The sequence below is a fragment of the Sphingomonas turrisvirgatae genome (assembly GCF_001721295.1).
Lineage (GTDB): Bacteria > Pseudomonadota > Alphaproteobacteria > Sphingomonadales > Sphingomonadaceae > Sphingomonas > Sphingomonas turrisvirgatae.
Map to the genome: position 1 here is coordinate 1 of NZ_MDDS01000083.1, position 435 is coordinate 435.

Below are 435 nucleotides of genomic sequence, written 5' to 3' on the forward strand. Positions count from 1 at the left end.
TATTTTTTTTTTTTCAAGCGGAGGACGGCATGAGATATCTGGTCCGGTCTCGGGGGCTGGGTGCTTGGCGGCGGCGTAGAACTGGTCGCCAAGGCCCGCCGCTGGCGCAAGATGGTCGGCGGCGGGATGCGCCAGGCCGGCCTGTTGGCGGCTGCCGGCCTGTACGCCCTCGACCACCAGGTGGCACGCCTGGCCGACGACCACGCCAACGCCGCGCGCCTGGGCGACGGGCTGCGCGAACTGGGCTATGCGGTGGAGCCGGTGCAGACCAACATGGTCTACGTCGATGTCGGCGAGCGGGCGGTCGCGCTGCGCGACTTCCTCGCCGAGCGCGGGGTGCGGATCAGCGCGGCGGCGCGTTTGCGCCTGGTCACCCACCTGGACGTTTCCGCCGAGTCCATAGGACAAGTACTGGATGCCTTCGCGGCCTTTCGT

General features: G+C 68.5%; 1 protein-coding gene. It reads left to right on the forward strand.

Going from position 1 to position 435, the window contains the following annotated elements:
- Positions 1-60: 60 nt before the first annotated feature.
- On the forward strand, positions 61-435 hold a 375-nt coding region (locus BFL28_RS19095), incomplete at its 3' end, for a beta-eliminating lyase-related protein (RefSeq protein WP_206599153.1).